Annotated in this window: 15 protein-coding genes and 1 pseudogene; 9 read left to right on the top strand and 7 right to left on the bottom strand. The window is 61.5% G+C overall.

Annotated features, from left to right (window positions below; genetic code table 11):
- Positions 1-3 precede the first annotated feature (3 nt).
- The 8 genes from A3A9_RS0132495 to A3A9_RS40015 all read left to right on the top strand — a co-directional run bounded on the left by A3A9_RS0132495 (position 4) and on the right by A3A9_RS40015 (position 8,128).
- Entirely contained in the window at positions 4-909 is a 906-nt protein-coding gene (locus A3A9_RS0132495) for a LysR family transcriptional regulator (protein ID WP_027062330.1), read from the top strand.
- Between the two features lie 527 nt (positions 910-1,436).
- Positions 1,437-2,114 (top strand): site-specific integrase, encoded by a 678-nt coding sequence (locus A3A9_RS41435; RefSeq protein ID WP_245279176.1) that lies wholly within the window; start codon positions 1,437-1,439, stop codon positions 2,112-2,114.
- A 158-nt stretch (positions 2,115-2,272) separates the two neighbouring features.
- Positions 2,273-2,659, top strand: coding sequence for a hypothetical protein (locus A3A9_RS0132485; RefSeq protein WP_027062329.1), 387 nt, complete (start codon positions 2,273-2,275; stop codon positions 2,657-2,659).
- Positions 2,660-2,837: 178 nt separating this feature from the next.
- Positions 2,838-3,761 (top strand): nucleotidyltransferase and HEPN domain-containing protein, encoded by a 924-nt coding sequence (locus A3A9_RS0132480; protein WP_027062328.1) that lies wholly within the window; start codon positions 2,838-2,840, stop codon positions 3,759-3,761.
- Between the two features lie 426 nt (positions 3,762-4,187).
- On the top strand, positions 4,188-4,529 hold the full coding sequence (locus A3A9_RS0132470; RefSeq protein ID WP_027062327.1) for a hypothetical protein: 342 nt from the start codon (positions 4,188-4,190) through the stop codon (positions 4,527-4,529).
- 132 nt (positions 4,530-4,661) lie between these two features.
- A complete protein-coding gene (locus A3A9_RS45935; protein WP_245279175.1) occupies positions 4,662-5,513 on the top strand; it encodes a UvrD-helicase domain-containing protein in 852 nt (283 codons plus the stop codon).
- Positions 5,486-6,802 (top strand): 3'-5' exonuclease, encoded by a 1,317-nt coding sequence (locus A3A9_RS40020; protein ID WP_245279174.1) that lies wholly within the window; start codon positions 5,486-5,488, stop codon positions 6,800-6,802. Before A3A9_RS45935 ends, A3A9_RS40020 begins: the two co-directional genes overlap by 28 nt.
- 57 nt (positions 6,803-6,859) lie before the next feature.
- Positions 6,860-8,128 (top strand): hypothetical protein, encoded by a 1,269-nt coding sequence (locus A3A9_RS40015; protein WP_051371351.1) that lies wholly within the window; start codon positions 6,860-6,862, stop codon positions 8,126-8,128.
- A 218-nt stretch (positions 8,129-8,346) separates the two neighbouring features.
- Here the strand turns inward: A3A9_RS40015 and scpB are convergent, their stop codons facing one another.
- The 4 genes from scpB to A3A9_RS0132440 form a co-directional block, all read right to left on the bottom strand.
- Complete coding sequence (scpB, locus tag A3A9_RS0132455) at positions 8,347-9,045, bottom strand: SMC-Scp complex subunit ScpB (protein ID WP_027062326.1); 699 nt, start codon at positions 9,043-9,045, stop codon at positions 8,347-8,349.
- Positions 9,046-9,047: 2 nt separating this feature from the next.
- Positions 9,048-9,998: a DUF1403 family protein gene (locus A3A9_RS0132450; protein WP_027062325.1), complete on the bottom strand. Its 951-nt coding sequence runs from the start codon at positions 9,996-9,998 to the stop codon at positions 9,048-9,050.
- Positions 9,999-10,240: 242 nt separating this feature from the next.
- A complete protein-coding gene (locus tag A3A9_RS0132445) occupies positions 10,241-10,834 on the bottom strand; it encodes a type II toxin-antitoxin system VapC family toxin (protein WP_027062324.1) in 594 nt (197 codons plus the stop codon).
- Positions 10,824-11,120: a hypothetical protein gene (locus tag A3A9_RS0132440; RefSeq protein ID WP_027062323.1), complete on the bottom strand. Its 297-nt coding sequence runs from the start codon at positions 11,118-11,120 to the stop codon at positions 10,824-10,826. The genes A3A9_RS0132445 and A3A9_RS0132440 overlap by 11 nt, the downstream gene beginning before the upstream one ends.
- Before the next feature lie 194 nt (positions 11,121-11,314).
- Between A3A9_RS0132440 and A3A9_RS0132435 the strand changes: the two genes are divergently transcribed.
- Entirely contained in the window at positions 11,315-12,442 is a 1,128-nt protein-coding gene (locus A3A9_RS0132435) for a site-specific integrase (RefSeq protein ID WP_051371349.1), read from the top strand.
- 40 nt (positions 12,443-12,482) lie between these two features.
- Here the strand turns inward: A3A9_RS0132435 and A3A9_RS41430 are convergent.
- The 3 genes and pseudogenes from A3A9_RS41430 to repC all read right to left on the bottom strand — a co-directional run bounded on the left by A3A9_RS41430 (position 12,483) and on the right by repC (position 14,736).
- A pseudogene (locus A3A9_RS41430) lies at positions 12,483-12,964 on the bottom strand (RES family NAD+ phosphorylase).
- The gene (locus A3A9_RS0132425; RefSeq protein ID WP_027062321.1) at positions 12,961-13,392 is read right to left on the bottom strand and encodes an antitoxin Xre-like helix-turn-helix domain-containing protein; all 432 of its coding nucleotides are present in this window, start codon (positions 13,390-13,392) and stop codon (positions 12,961-12,963) included. Before A3A9_RS0132425 ends, A3A9_RS41430 begins: the two are co-directional and overlap by 4 nt.
- Before the next feature lie 138 nt (positions 13,393-13,530).
- On the bottom strand, positions 13,531-14,736 hold the full coding sequence (gene repC, locus A3A9_RS0132420) for a plasmid replication protein RepC (protein WP_027062320.1): 1,206 nt from the start codon (positions 14,734-14,736) through the stop codon (positions 13,531-13,533).
- Between the last annotated feature and the right edge of the window lie 143 nt (positions 14,737-14,879).

Below are 14,879 nucleotides of genomic sequence, written 5' to 3'. Positions count from 1 at the left end.
AAAATGCAGAATCTCGAGCCCATCCTCATTTTCATAACGGTAGCGGAAATGGGGAGCTTCACCCGCGCGGCCGATAGCCTGGGCATCCAAAAGGGGAGGGCCTCAACGGCGGTCCGGAGGCTGGAAGAAGATGTCGGTGTCAGGCTCCTTCACCGGACGACGCGCAGCGTACAGTTGACGGAGGACGGACGCGCATTTCATGCGCGTGCCCGCGATCTGCTTGCTGAAGTCGATGATCTGCACTCGATGTTCGCAGGCGATCGTGTAGCACTTCGCGGTCGTTTACGGGTCGATCTTCCGACCGAGGTGGCGCGCACAACGATCGTGCCGGCCTTGCCGGATTTCATGGCGATGCACCCCGGCTTGGAGTTGGAGGTGTCGAGCACGGATCGGCAGGTCGATCTGGTTCAAGAGGGGTTCGACTGTGTATTGCGGCTCGGTCCCATAAGGGACGAGACGCTGATTGCCCGGCCACTGGGCATGTTGCGCATGGTCAACGCTGCCAGTCCCGCCTATCTGGCGCGCCATGGCGTCCCTCGATCGCTAGAAGATCTCCAGCGTCAGGAACATCGGACAATTCATTTTTCGACGACGCTGGGCGCAAGACCCCATGGGTGGGAATATCCGGACGGCGACAGCTACGCGACGCTTCAGTTGCCGGGTGCGCTACACGTCAACAGCGCTCAGACCTACGAAGCCGCCGCCCTCGCCGGCCTTGGCCTGATACAAGCGCCCCTCCTGGGGATTGGTCGATACTTGGAGAGTGGCACGCTTGTGGAGATCCTACCCGATTTTCGGCGCCGGGCGCTCGCCGTATCCCTCGTGGTAGCGCATCGGAGCAATCTGTCGCGCCGAGTCCGCGCATTCATGAAATGGATCGAAGGTGTGTTGACACCGTATCTCGAATAGCGAGACGAGCATCTCCGTCCGGCACTCGAAATCAACAATCCGAAATTATGTCTGCCTGTCGGCAGCCCGGCGGTCCAACAGAATGCGACACTGAGATCGCCGACATTTGAAGTCCGACATGAGATATCCTCAAACTTTTCCCCCTTCTGTCTCCCCAACGCCGTGCCCATGCACAGAACCATTCCGTATCAAGTTCGGAGGTATTCGGTTGCTCGCAACCTTATCCGGAGCCGCCGTCGATTTCCATAGGTAGCAAAACGGGCAATCGAAACGAATGGCCGCTTTCAGGACGGCTCACTTTGCCCGGGAACGGCGAGGATGAGGCGCAAAGCTGCCATGCGCTGCAGCTTGATCAGACTGAATGTCAGAAATGCGCCTCGAAGCCGATATCAAGAGTCGGCGTACCGAATGTCCTGTTTGGGGCCGGAGAACGAACGCGCTGCGCGGGAGGGGGTGCCTGCGGTTGAGGTAGAGATCAAGAACCGGTCGTCGCGCTCACGTTGAGCGTCGTTCGGTAGGGGCAGAGCATGACGACCTTCTTCAACAAGGAGCCTGACCATGCACCATCCCATTCTCGAAGCTTCGATCAGCCCGCTGCGGCAGCGTCTGATCGACGACATGAACATGCGGCGCTTCTCACGCGAGACGCAGCGCAACTATCTCCGCTATATCGGACGCCTGCGACATTCCTCGGGCGTTCACCAGACACAGCGACCGCCGATGACCTGCGTCGGTTCCAGATCGAGCAGGAGGAAGACGGCGTTCCCGTGCCGACGATGAACAGCATCGTGTCGGCGCTACGCTTCTTCTTCACCCAAACGCTTGACCGCCCGGACCTGGCGCGCCGGCTTGTCCGGCTGTCGCATCCGCGCAACCTGCCCGTGGTGCTCAGCCGCGACGAGGTCGCTCGGCTGCTCAACGCCACCACGTGTCTCAAGCACCAGGCCGCACTGTCGGTTGCCTATGGCGCGGGCCTGGGTGTCGCCGAGGTGTCGATACTGAAGGTCACCGATGTCGACAGCGAGCGCATGCTGCTGCGCTTCGAACGCGGCAAGGGCGGGGGGTATCGCAACGCCATGCTCACGCAGCAGCTTCCCTTGCCGGCGGCGGCGCGCAAGCGGAAGGCGCTCTGGCGTCAGCCCCTACGCCGCTCGTCTCGGCTGCGACGGCACGCACAGCAAGGTGCTTACTCCCCCACAAGCTAGGTGAGCGTGACGTATGCGCGGATGCCTTTCGAATTCAGCTTGGAAGGCTGGTTGCCATGGCGGCCAATGTCTGCAATTACCGAACCGCTAGGCCTCTGTTCGCTTGCTATGCGTTTGGATGTGCATATCTTGTGCGTATGAGAGGTCGGAAATTTGCCATGACCCAGGCACAGCTCGCGCAGTCCAGAGCCATTTCAGGTTTCGTCGGTAGCCTGCAGGAACCGCGTACTCCTTATATCTCGCCGAAGCGCTTGTCACAGGCGCTCGGCGTGAAGGTGGCTAACCTGGCGAAGTTGTCCGGTGTCCACCGCAACACGCTGCGCAATCCCTCGTCGGAGCGCTTGCAGGGTCGGATGCGGGAGATGGTCAAGGTGATCTCGGCCGTGACGGAACTTGCCGGCGACGTCGACAAGGCCATTTATTGGTATCGCAACGAGCCGATTGCCGACCATGGCCACCGCACCGCGGCCGAACTGGTCGCCGACGGCCAGGTCGAGGCAGTTCTGGCCTTCATCCGGGGTCTGGAGAACGAGGCGCGCGTATGAAAGTCGCCCAAGCCGGAAGGACGAATTCGTTCATTGCAAAGAATTTGCGCCCAGGCGACACAAATCATCACAATACAAGAATGACATTTGCGTTGCTTCACCTGATCCGACGGATCATTTTGGGGTTTCGTGGCCCTTTCCCGGCTATGCAAATCTAGTAGGCAGTCGACCTTTGTTTATGAAATCCAGCATCGATCATCTTCCACCGCCAAAGCAGCGTGCGCTGACCAGGACTGTGGAGGTGCTGCTTGAGGAATTCGACGATGCGCTAAAGGGCGCAACGGCCGATTTCAAGAAGCGCGGGCGCATTCTGAAGATCATCCTTTTCGGATCCTATGCCCGCGGTGGCTGGGTCGACGAGGCGCATACCAAGAAGGGATACCGCTCCGATTTCGATCTCCTGATTGTCGTCAACAATCGAAAGCTGACCGATTTCGCTGAGTACTGGCAGGTAGCAGCCGACCGGTTGATGCGAGAGATCGACACTCCGGTGAGTTTTATCGTCCACTCACGCCGCGAGGTGAACACCGCCTTGCGAGAGGGGCAGTATTTCTTTGTCGATATCCGCCGCGATGGCGTTGTCCTCTATGAGCTCGACGAGGAGCCCCTTGCTGTACCGATCATCGCAAGACCTGCCGACGTCGCGAAGGTGGCGCGGGAGCACTTCGAGGATAGGCTGCCGCACGCACGGGTGTTTGCGAAGACGGTTAAATTTCTCATTGGGGAAGCGAACCATAAGGAGGCAGCTTTCCTACTTCACCAAGCCATTGAGCAGGCCTATGCAGCATTGCTGCTGATTTTGACAAACTACAGTCCTCCATCTCACAACATCAAATTCCTACGTAGCCTCGCTGAGGATCAGGCTCAGCAACTCGCTGAGGTATGGCCCCGCGATCACCAGCGCTTCGTTGCATGGTTCAACGTTATCAACGAAGCCTATGTGAAAGCCCGCTACTCTCGGCATTTCGAAATCACACCGGAAGCGCTTCAGTGGCTTACAGAGCGCGTCTCCGACCTCATCGATCGAATTGAAACAATCTGCCGAGCGCGCCTTGAAAAGTTGAAGCTCGAGGCGAATGCCGCAGATGAGCGCTCGCGTTGAAGCAATCCAGAGGCCACTTCCACACTGCCCTTTTATGCGACTTTCGAAGTGCAAAAAACAAACATGTAGTGGCGGCCTATGTGTTTTCGACGTCAACAGCACTGGCTCACTTGGGCTATCGGCCGGCTTGTGAATGACCGGAAGTGGCCGACTGCGGTCCGTCAGGTCGCAGCCAGGCTTCGCAACAAGCGGTCGTTCAGCTTCCGACCCCATTTTGGTCTTTCAGCTACCAACTGTCACTGCCCAAAACCTTCAGCTGACACTTCGATCAATGTCCTGATTTGAGGCCGTCTGGATCACTAGCATCTTCCGCATCATCGTCGACAACTGCGGCCGGCCACCGTGGGACCTTGCTCATATCGAGCGCGAAGGCTTCCAGCCGTTCGCGGGGTGTGAGATGCTTGAGCATGGGGGCGGAGGTGCCTGATGCTCAAACTTGCTCTGATTGTCGCGGGAGTAATTTCACTGACCGCGTCAGCGTACGCCAAATCGGGAGCGGAACTGCTTCAAGACAACGAAATGTTCGGGACTGGTTTTGTTTGGGGCGCCATCAGCTATATGCTGGACGATTACGAACTCAACGATGACCTAGGCAACCGGCTTACCAAGCATCGCAACGAATGCTTGTCGAAAGCGGGTGCCACGCCGAAAACGATGTACGACTCCGTTTTAGGTGAGATTCGTAGCGATCCCGGCACCTTGTCTCGTTCTGCTACCACTGCAATTGACACAGTCGTCTACAAAATGTGCGGCCCGCCGCCCGATTAACCCACACACCACGCCTTCCAAGCCACCACGGTCCCTGCCGGCGGAATACGCGACAGGCAGGTATGGGGCCGGAAGGCGTCAGTCCCTTTTCGAAACACAATTTGTAAAGTCGGACATTCAGCGGTATCCCTCATGAGGCGATCATCTTCGGCTTCGATCCGGAATTCAAGGCCTATCCCGATCAAGCTGAAGACGAAGGTACTTGCGAAGCAACTGACGAGCCTGCTCCGTGGGCAGGCGGGGCAAACCAAGCACCCATGTCCGCGTCCTGAGCAATCAGGATTCTGCCGTTCTTGCCGCAGGCGCACCACCGGAAATCCGAACTCTCCTGACCTCGATCGTCGCCCGCCTCACGCCTGCGGCTCCGGCAGTTGCCTGATCATGCCTCTTGTTCGTCCCGACGACTGGCGCCCGCGTGGCATCGACGATCTCGAACCCGCAGCGTGGAATGCGCTCCGGCACGGCGGTTCGGCATGCGTGGTGGCTGGGCCTGGCGCCGGCAAGACCGAATTGCTGGCCCAACGCGCGGTCTATCTCCTCGAAACCGGGATCTGCCATGCGCCGCATCGCGTACTGGCGATCTCATTCAAGACTGACGCCGCCAGCAATCTTGCTGCGCGCGTTCGCCAGCGCTGCCCTCCCGAGCTCGCCAACCGCTTCGCGTCGCTCACCTTCGATTCGTTCTGCAAGAGCCTGGTCGACCGGTTTCTCAACGCCGTCCCGGCCGATTGCCGCCCCACCCGACCCTATGACATCGCCTTTCCCAAGCGGTGGCAGGTCGATCAGTTCCTGACGCTGGCGCGCCTCAACGCGCCGCAGGAATGGCAGGCCGACATCGCTGCCTTCAGTGCAACGGATTTCGAAGCGCGGGTGGTCGGCGGCTATCGACTTCCGCTCGCGCCTCAGGCACGCAAAGCGCAGCAGAGTTCACCATCGCCCGATGGTGGGCGACGCAGTTGCGGCCTGGCCATCCCTCCTCGCTGACTTTTGTCAGCGTCAACCGTCTCGCCGAGCTCCTTCTCCGCGCCAATCCGCATATCCGCAACGCGCTGGTCGCCACCTACACCTTCGTCTTCGTCGACGAATTCCAGGACACGACTTTCGCGCAATACGACTTCCTGCTCTCGGCCTTCTCCGGTGGACAAACCATCGTCACAGGTGTCGGCGACGACAAGCAGCGGATCATGATATTCGCCGGCGCACGAAGGGATGCGTTTCAGCGGCTTGAAGCCGATTTCGGTGCAGCCCGTTTCTCTCTGCTTTTCAATTTCCGATCGTCGCCCGATCTCGTTGCCATCCAGCATGTCGTCGCGCGCGCGCTCGATCCGAATGCCGCTCAGACAGTTGCCCGTGCGGCGCGCCAGGTCGATGGCGCCGTGGCGCAAGTCTGGCGCAGCCAGACCGAAGCCGCCGAAGCCGCCGAAGCCGCGCATCTCGCCCGATGGCTCGCCAATGACATTGGGACCCGTGGACGATCGCCGCGAGACTATGCGCTCCTCGTCAAGCAAAAATCCGATGATTACGAGCACGAGCTCGCATCACCGTTCGCCGCCCATGGCCTGCGCATCCGCAACGAGAGCCACGCTCTTGGGAAAACCTCGCTTCAGGATCTCCTGTCCGACGACCTCTGTCGCCTCGCGATCGCAATGTTTCGCCTCGGAGCGACACGCCGCGCGCCTGCGGCCTGGCAGTTGGTCTCGTCCGAAGTTCTGGCGCTCCGGGCGGTCGTAGCCGACGACGACATCGGCGCGGCGAAGGTCGAGGCAGACCTGACCGCCTTCCTTGCCGCGCTTCGCGCCGATATGGCGGCGACAGCTCCATCCCGGAATAGCGCCGCTGACTTCGCGACGCGAGTCTTTGAATATCTCGACCTGGCAGCCATCGCCCGAACCTATACCGAATACGGTGTCGGTGACCTCCTCCAAATCATCCTTGAGGCCTTCTGCCTGCATTTCTTCGCGTCGGCCGATGGCGCCGCCGACTGGACCGCCTGTCTGGACGCCTTCGAGGGCGTCAACCAGATCCCGATGATGACCGTGCACAAAAGCAAGGGATTGGAATATGACACGATCGTCTTCGCTGGGCTTGATGACCAAGCCTGGTGGGCGCATGTTCCCGGAGATCCCGAGCGAGTAGCCGCCTTCTTCGTCGCCCTCTCGCGCGCCAAGCAGCGCGCCATCTTCGCGTTCTGCCAGGAGCGCGGTGCGCGCAACAATGTCGCCGAGCTCTACCAGCTCCTCACCGACGCCGGCGTGCCGGAGATCGCTATATGAGCGCGGAACCCAATCTCGGCGAGCGCCTAGCTGAATACCTCAAGACGCGCTCCACTCATGAGCAGATGCCGATCGTCGCGGCCGTCGCCGGCATCACGGTCCCGCCGCAGGAGGACAATATCAGCAAGCGCGATCGGGCGCGGATCGGCCTTCGAGTACGAGCTCGGCGAGATCGCGCGCAAGATCGGGGCGCATTTCGGGGATTTCGGCCTGGAAGAGGCGGGCTGGGCCGTTCTGGAAAGGGATTGCCCCCGGATCACGGAGATCACCCGGCGCGATGTCGCCAAATGCTTCGGTGACGACCTGTCCGGCGAGCAGAGCGTTGTCGAGCTTGTCAAGCGTCTGTTCCCCATGGGCCTCGTCGGCACCAGCTTTTTCTCGGCCCGACCCCTCGCGGACGAGATCGACCAGCACATGGTCCGCAACTTCGGTGACTGGAGCGTCGAATTTCTCTTCGAGCAGATCGGCGCCCTCACATGCTCCCGCGACCGCTTCGCCCGCCTGATCGAGGCCGCGCTTCATCCCCTCGGGCGACGTGGACCCGGACAGGTCGATCTCGTCACCTCGATCAACGCCGTACTGCGGCGCGACGGATATGAGCTGATGGTCGACGGCGAGGAATCCGGCTATCCGCTCTATCGTCTCGCGCCGATCGCCGGTGGCGTGGTCGGCGCCCCCAAAAATCTGATCTTCGCCTCCAATGGCCCAAAGCCCGAGATCGGCTTCTCCGACGCCATCAACAACGACATCGTCATCCTCTCCAATGCCGCGAGCTGCCGGGTCTATGATCGCCCCATACGGCGCGACGGCCTCCTTTGGAGCGAACTGGTTGATTGGTGGCGGTCGCAGGATCCGGCATCCGACGAACCCGCCCGCGCGCTCGGCGAGCGATTGCACGCCTCGCTCGCCTCGGATGCCGAACGCACCCTGTTCAGTACCTATTTGAAGATCTACCGGCCACGCCTCGGCGACGCGCTGCCGGCGCTCATCCCGCAGGTCTATCTTCACTACGATCCCGCCGTGGTAAAGCTTCTCCGGCATCGCTCCGGGCTTCGCCCGCAGCGCATGGATTTCCTGTTGCTGCTCCCCGGCCATCAGCGTGTCGTCATCGAAGTGGATGGATCGCAGCATTTCAGCGCCGAATTGAAACCCTCGCTCACCCTTTATGCGGACATGGTCTCGGCCGATCGCGATCTTCGTCTGGCTGGCTACGAGATCTATCGCTTTGGATCCAACGAACTCGCCGGCGCCAATGCGCCGGCCGAAATCGAAGGCTTCTTCGATCGTCTCTGGGCACTCCACAAACCAATGCCACACAAATCCTGAGCCGACCGCAGGCGCGGTTCGAACGGATGTCATGGACGAAACGAGCCCCTTCGGCTTGGCCGTGAAAGAACTCCAGAAGCCCCGCGTTCGGGTTCTTGTCGGAACCGATGCGAAGTCAGGCAAGGCGACAGGAGCAATCCTGCGGACGCACCGTCGATATTGATCGCCTGCGATAAGATCCGACTATAGAGTGGCTAAACAGGCGATTCAGCCGACGTTTACATTTCACTCGTGTCCGAAGTCTTCGCGCCATTATCGTCCGTCGCGTCTTCTCCGTCGCGATCAAATTGGGATCCTGGAAAATCGCCGGCCAACAGCCTTTCCTTGCTGAGCAACCCGGCATCCTCGAGCTGCTCCATGTCTGGCAGATCGCGCAAGGTCTCGAACCCGAACTGCGACAGGAACGCCGGCGTGGTGACGAAGGTGTAAGGCGCGCCGGGCGTCGGGCTGCGCGGACCCGAGGCGATGAAGCCGAGAGAGCGGAGCGTTCCGATCAAATCGCGGCTGACCTCCTTACCGAAGAACTGGCCGAGTTCGCCGCGGGTGATCGGCTGAAAGTAGCCGATGCAAATCAGCACCAGGCTCTCCGTCGAAGACAGAGGTCGGACATTGTCGCCGAGCCCGGTGGCCGTGCGGATCGCGTTGGCGAAGCCCTTTTTGGTGCGGTGCTGCCAACCGCCGGCGACGGAGACGAGTTCGTAGGGCCGGCCGCGCAGTTCGTCGCGGATGTCGTCGATGATCAGCTCAATGTTGCAATCGCGGCCGACGACGCGGGTCAGCGCTTCCCGGCCGACCGGCTCCGGCGACGCGAAGATCACCGCTTCGATCCGGCCCATCCACTCGCGCCAGCGCAGCTCGGGCGGAAGGTCCGCAAGTTCGGTATCAAGCCCTTCGCTGGATCTAGCCCGTCGCGCCATCCTCAAAGCCCGTAGAGCCGGAAGGTCGGCCGCCCGCTGAGCTCGCGCACGGCGTCGAGGTCGGTCAGCCGCTCGAACAGCCGCCGCGCCGCGAAGCGCGACAGCTTTGGCGTCACCAACAAGCCCGACACAGCGTCCTCGGACAACAGAAGACTGATCGCCTCCCCCGCCCCCTTGGCCCGGAGTTTTGGCGTCACCACTGCCAACCGCTCGGCCCGCCGCCCAATCTCCGTGGCCAGCCGGCAGGCATCGACCACAGCTTGCACAAGCGCCAGGCAGACGGCGCGCTCAAACCCCTCTTCTCCCGGACGAATGCGGCCGCGGCCGCCCTCGGCGCGGAACGCGGCGGTGTGGACCTGCGTCACCAGCAGCGGCACGGGCCGCTCCCAGCGCAAACGCTGTGCTAGCGTCAGGTCCGCCAGCCACCAGGCCAGCACGATGCCGTCCGGCCGGAGAGCCTGCAGCTGGGCGGCGATCGCAGCGGCGGCGAAGGGCGCCGGCGACCCGGAGCGGACGAGGTCGTCGATGCGATCCGGAAAGGTGGCAAGCTCGGCGCTCCAGTGCAGGCCGAGCAGTTCGGCGATGCCGCACAGACTTTCGCCGTCGACATGCGACGAGCGGGAGGCGAGGCGCTTCCACGCGGCCAGGATAGTGCCTGCGGGGCCTGGATCGTCGCCGGGCTGGCGCAGATACCAAGCATCGCGCAGCGCCGCCTCGTCTTCCGTCCGGCCGGCGAGGCGCACGGCAGCGGCGGCGGCTTTGAGCGCCTGACGCTGGCGCCAGGCACCGGCCCACCGCAGGTCGGCGCGGACGAGATTGTCCAGTGAAGTCAAGGCCGAACCGGCGAGGAAGGCGGCCTCGGCGTCGCCCGTGACGGGCCGGCGCGGCAGTGCCCAGGCGGGCACGGCCGGGGGCTGGTATGGGGAAAGTGGCGGCGCGGCGGTCGGAATCATGTCTGGGAGCGTAACAGAGGCGTGCGCTTATTGCCACCATTCTCACTTCAAAGCGCACAGCCTGTCGTAGAGCCAAGACAAACGATAATCTTGCATTATCGTTCGTTTTGCGCTTTGTAAGTGAAATGGCCGTTTTCGTCGAGCAGAAGCCCAAAAAAGACGCCCAGCGACCTTCCGGACCATCCCACAGCGCGACAGTCTTCCCTGTAAGGCTATGGCGGAGCATATTTCCACTGACGCTTTCAACCCTGCGGGCGCAGTCCTGGCGCCGCGCGATAGAAGATCACCTGCAACGACGGAACCAACTGGTTGAGATAATCGAAGTCACGAACATTGCCGGTCAAGACCGTCGCCCCGAGCACACCGGCAAGGTGAACGATCAGCGCATCGTTGAGGAAGCGGCGTTCATGCCCCTCCCCTTTCGGCAGATAGCTCAGCCGGAACAACAGGCCGGCAAGCATGCCAGCGCGTCCCCAAGCGGTGGCGTCTGGTGCATGAAGCCGGTGCGCCGGAATATCGCCGATCGTGTCCGAGACGGCTTCCAGGACCGACTTCGTCGTGTGGTGCGCCGGGTCGAGCCGGCCGAAGACGTGGCTGAGTTCCGCAAGGCAGACGGCCGAGTGGTGACAGAGCCGGGAGGTCAGGAGGTTATCGACCGCCTCGGGCGTTCGTCCCTGCAGGACATCCAAATAGACGCTGGTGTCGAGGAGCAATGCACCGCCGACAGGCGGCTGGTCAACTGCCCAGGACAGAGTGGAGTCTGGTCGCCGTTCCGGCCCCGCGCTGCGCCGCTGTGGTTTTAGGGAACGCAGTGCGCTTCCTAGATCAAACGCCAAGATCGATGTCCGCGGAGATGCTGCCCTTGCGTCCGACTAGCCGGGCGCCAAAATCATCCTCGAGGGCCAGCCGCGACAAGGCGAGCTCCAAAAGCTCGGTGTCGGAGGTCACGTGCGCGCGCTTCTTTGCCGCCTCGATCAATTCCGAAGGGACCCTGCCGGAAAGGCGTGTGTTCTTGGCCGCGCCAAGCAGGCCGACCGCCCTCGCCTGGTCAAGCACCAGACGGTTGCGCGTGTGGGCGATTCGCTCCTCGCTTTCGGCTGTCGCTGCGCCCCGTGTGGTCATCTTGAGATCTCCATCTGTTGAACCAAATATAAAAGATGTTGAACACAAAGACAAGGAGTCCGCCCCGGTGGCGATAATCGGACCGGGCGCAACCGCGATACCGTCACACAGCTCGCGATGGACAATTCCGCACTTTGGCCGCACCTTCGCTCCGAAGAATCGCAGTGCTGCGACATTAAAATGGACGATGCTGGATGGGCGAAGCCCGTAATTTGATGATGTCCACCGACGCAATCGGCGCCGATGACCTGCCGGACATTGTCGACGTCGTCATGGAGATGGGGCGGCCGGATGAAGGCCCCTCCCCTCCCCCGCCGGTCCTTGACCCGCGAGAGACATCGTTGCCTACGCATCTCGAAAAGCTCGCTGACCGGGCGCGCGATTATGTCGAGGCAGCAAGTTCGGCGAACACCCGTCGCGCCTACGCAGCCGACTGGAAGCATTTTTGCGCTTGGTGCAGGCGCCAGTCTTTTGATCCATCGCCGCCGGACCCGCAGACCGTCGGTCTCTATATCACCGCGCAGGCTTCGGGCAGTGGAAGGGACAAAAAGGCGGTGGCGACGATCGAGCGCCGCCTGTCATCCCTGACATGGAACTACACGCAGCGCGGCCAATCGCTTGACCGGAAGGACCGTCATATCGCCACGGTGCTCGCCGGCATCCGCAACACGCACGCCACCCCGCCCCGTCAGAAAGAAGCCGTGCTGCGCGACGATCTTATTGCCATGCTGGAGACGCTCGACCGTGGCACGCTGCGCGGCCTGCGTGACCGCGCCATGCTCCTTTTGGGCTTTACAGGCGGCTTGCGCCGCTCCGAAATCGTCGGCCTCGATCTTGGCCGCGATCAAACCGAGGATGGCCGCGGCTGGGTCGAGGTGCTCGACAAAGGTGTTCTTGTTACGCTGCGAGGCAAAAGCGGCTGGCGCGAGGTAGAGATCGGCCGCGGTTCGTCCGACGCCACCTGCCCGATTGTCGCGCTCGAGACCTGGGTGAGCTTTGCCCGCATCGCGCATGGCCCCTTGTTCCGCCGTGTTACTGGTCAGGGTAAAACGGTCGGCGTCGATCGGCTCAACGATCAGGAGGTGGCCAGGTTGGTCAAGCGCACGGCCTTGGCTGCCGGCGTGCGCGCCGATCTCTCCGAAAGCGAGCGGGGACAGAGGTTTTCCGGCCATTCGCTGCGCGCTGGCCTGGCTTCCTCGGCCGAGGTCGATGAGCGGTATGTGCAAAAGCAACTCGGCCATGCCTCCGCTGAGATGACCCGACGCTATCAGCGCCGTCGCGACCGTTTTCGCGTCAACCTCACCAAGGCGTCAGGGCTGTAAACCGCCCCTCCCCTGCCCCCGAATCCACTCCGCCCAAAGATCATCCTGCGCCGAACAGTCGTCGATCCCAATAGATCGGTTGATGCAGGCTGGCACGCAGCAACGGAAACTCTGGATGAGCGGGATTGATAAGTACATTGGTGGTCGTGCCACGATGCTGGGCACCAGGAGAATCACGCTGCGCCGCTCGAGGCACCATAACTCGCCAAACGCCTTGCTGACCGACGCAGGTATGGTGTCCCAGCCAGGCAGTGAGGGTGGGGAGAAAACCTCGTAGCTCAGCCCTTGCTGCAGCGCGACCCTGATGTAGTGCTGGTTGGGCGGCAAGCGCCCACTACCGTGCACCAACTTTTCGAGCAACGCGGTCGAATAGCGCTGGCCCGTGTAGATGATCGGGGTTCCTGCTGTGTTCCATCTTCCGGGCGCTATCGTTGATCCTGTCGCGTCAAAGATCCGATAGGCGCCATTGGGATCCCCTATGCGAAAGCACGACAGTACGCGATCGAGGATTTGCCCTGTCACGCAGCACTGCCGTACTTCAGGCTTCCCAGAATATCGAGGACCAGTTCGGCCCCAATCTCATTTTGAATGACAACGTCAATGGGGCGCTTGTCCTCGAGCATGGGGTGAGACCTAAACAGGAAATGGCGTGCGTCGTTCTCCGTTCGCCAGACATCGAGTGCAAGGCTCCATACCCGCGCCACGCGGGCGAGCCGGATGCCCTCGTCCGACGACAGGCGCAAGGCGATTTTGCGACGCTCATATGTCGCCTTGGGAATAAGCCGATACTTGAACTGCGTGTCGTTGGGAGCCAACAGATGCGCCATGCGATCGAGCGTGCCAAAAGGCAGCCCGTCTTCAATCCGCGAGATCAGTCCAAAGGGCGACCTTTCCGTTGCTCCCTTGGAATCCAGGCCCAGCACATCCGCAACATCCCCAAATCCCAGCATCGACTTTCTCCAAACCATGCGAGACCATATCTCGCCTCACATGGTGCTACCAGCAAGGGCAGTAATCTAACCGCTATACGCCAAAGACGACCGCGTCGCGGCTGCCAACCTCGCGAAAGCGTACGGATGCCCCCTTTTTCATCCTGTCCTCTTCGCAACTACGCCATTGGCCTTCAGCGCCGCCATCAGCATCGGTCCGACAGAAAACTCCCCTGCCCTAGCCTTTTCGGTCAGCACACGCAGGTAGCCGCCAGCCGAGTTGATGTTTTGGGCGCGCTGGAGAATGCAGGCAATGACGATTGCTGCCACCTCCTGCCCCATCACGTGGCAGGCCTCCTCATAGGCCGAGGGTGAAACGCCCAGATAGCCGCGGACCTGGGCGGCGGTGATCATCAACTCGCGCCAATTGCCGATCCCATTGGCGGCATAGTCCGCAATTTCGGGGCAAGCCCTCAGCACAAGCCCGATTGGATACCCTTTCGGCTGCGCGGCCATGGTTGATTGTGGCTCGACCTCGGCCCTGCTTCTCTCGAAAGCCGGTTCAAATACAAAAGTGGAGTCTGTGTTTGAATCAGATTGCTGCCGCTCGTTTTGGGACTCATTGCCACTCGGATTCTTGGTATTCGTGAAACTTTCCAGCAGCTTGTCCACCGCATCGCGCAGATCGACCAATTCGCGTACGATCCCCTCGAGCTCCGACAACCCTGCGCGGCGCGGAATTGCGTCCACAATCGCCCGGAAACGCCTCCAGATGGCGCCCCAATCGCCGGGCACATCCTCCTCGACGCCAGCGTCGATCAGCTTGTGAATATCGCGGCGATGCAGCGTGATGCGCTCACGCATCAGCCTGAGCGCCCGGGCGTCTGCACGGACCTGGTCAGCCGCCTGCTGGAACTCCGCGGCCCTGGTCAGCAACGGAGCCAGCGAGAACCCGAAGGCCTCCACGACAGCCCCGCCCTGCCCTTTGCGGGCAAATCGTTTGCCGTTGGCGCTGTCGCGGCGGATGATGAGGCCGCAACTCACGAGCTCGGCCAGGTTCCTGCGCAGTGTGGAATCAGCCATGCCGTGCGCCCGCAGCGACAGCTGAGCGTTCGACGGGAAGACCATTAACCCGTTTTCCTCACTGATCTGATCGTCAGGATAAAACGTCAGCAGCCCGCTTAGCACCGCCAGGGCGCGATCCCCGACGCCGACGATCGACTTGCCCTCGCATAGCCATCTGTAGACCTGCCATTTCTCAACGACTGCCCCTTCCGGAACCTGTCGTGAAGCCTTGTTGGCCTTGACCAAGGCAAGCGTCATCGGCCGCCGCCCAAAGGGCGTCGTCGCAAACCCACTCTCCATTTCCCTCACCTTTCAAGAAGGCAAAAGAAATCTGCTCGCCGAAACGGCGCCATGACTCTTGACAGTGATTCGGGGAAGTGCGATTCTCAGCTTGCTACAGACCGAGAAGGGCTTCCGCGACGGCGACGTTCGGGGGCCTTTTT

It is taken from the genome of Mesorhizobium loti CJ3sym, from assembly GCF_000472785.1.
Lineage (GTDB): Bacteria > Pseudomonadota > Alphaproteobacteria > Rhizobiales > Rhizobiaceae > Mesorhizobium > Mesorhizobium loti_E.
The sequence above is the reverse complement of the archived record's forward strand: the minus strand, read 5'-3'. Positions and strand labels throughout refer to the sequence as shown.

Bases quoted from the DNA above. Each gene is read 5' to 3' on its own strand.
- A3A9_RS0132495 (WP_027062330.1), top strand. From the start codon at position 4: ATGCAGAATCTCGAGCCCATCCTCATTTTCATAACGGTAGCGGAAATG.
- A3A9_RS41435 (WP_245279176.1), top strand. From the start codon at position 1,437: ATGACGACCTTCTTCAACAAGGAGCCTGACCATGCACCATCCCATTCT.
- A3A9_RS0132485 (WP_027062329.1), top strand. From the start codon at position 2,273: ATGACCCAGGCACAGCTCGCGCAGTCCAGAGCCATTTCAGGTTTCGTC.
- A3A9_RS0132480 (WP_027062328.1), top strand. From the start codon at position 2,838: ATGAAATCCAGCATCGATCATCTTCCACCGCCAAAGCAGCGTGCGCTG.
- A3A9_RS0132470 (WP_027062327.1), top strand. From the start codon at position 4,188: ATGCTCAAACTTGCTCTGATTGTCGCGGGAGTAATTTCACTGACCGCG.
- A3A9_RS45935 (WP_245279175.1), top strand. From the start codon at position 4,662: ATGAGGCGATCATCTTCGGCTTCGATCCGGAATTCAAGGCCTATCCCG.
- A3A9_RS40015 (WP_051371351.1), top strand. From the start codon at position 6,860: ATGAGCAGATGCCGATCGTCGCGGCCGTCGCCGGCATCACGGTCCCGC.
- scpB (WP_027062326.1), bottom strand. From the start codon at position 9,045: ATGGCGCGACGGGCTAGATCCAGCGAAGGGCTTGATACCGAACTTGCG.
- A3A9_RS0132450 (WP_027062325.1), bottom strand. From the start codon at position 9,998: ATGATTCCGACCGCCGCGCCGCCACTTTCCCCATACCAGCCCCCGGCC.
- A3A9_RS0132440 (WP_027062323.1), bottom strand. From the start codon at position 11,120: ATGACCACACGGGGCGCAGCGACAGCCGAAAGCGAGGAGCGAATCGCC.
- A3A9_RS0132435 (WP_051371349.1), top strand. From the start codon at position 11,315: ATGGGCGAAGCCCGTAATTTGATGATGTCCACCGACGCAATCGGCGCC.
- A3A9_RS0132425 (WP_027062321.1), bottom strand. From the start codon at position 13,392: ATGCTGGGATTTGGGGATGTTGCGGATGTGCTGGGCCTGGATTCCAAG.
- repC (WP_027062320.1), bottom strand. From the start codon at position 14,736: ATGGAGAGTGGGTTTGCGACGACGCCCTTTGGGCGGCGGCCGATGACG.